Annotated in this window: 1 pseudogene; it reads left to right on the top strand. The window is 66.0% G+C overall.

From position 1 onward, the window contains the following. A pseudogene (locus AC0IYH_RS30120) lies at nt 1-347 on the top strand (hypothetical protein); the annotation flags it as partial.

The following is a 347-nucleotide window of genomic DNA, read 5'->3' as shown; positions in this document are numbered from 1 at the left end:
ATCGAGAACCGTGGCCGGATTGATGGCGACGTGTTCCTGGGCGCCGGCGACGACAGCTTCCTCCAGCAGGCGAGCGCATTCATGACCGGCACCGTCGATGGCGGCGACGGCACCGACAGCCTGACCGTCGATGCGGCCGGGGGCGGCACAGTCGATGGCGACCGCTTCGTCCGGTTCGAACGCTTCAGCCAGATCGGCCAGGGCAACGTTACCTACACAGGCAATTTCCGCTTCGACACGATCGGTCAATCGGGCGGTACGATCACCGTCGCGGCCGGACAGACCCTATCCAGCGACGGTCCCACCACGATCACCGGCAGCGATGCGGGGGAGACGGTGCTGAACGA

It is taken from the genome of Pseudomonas sp. AC463 (genome assembly GCF_979253585.1).
This window is presented reverse-complemented; position numbering and strand designations above follow the sequence as displayed.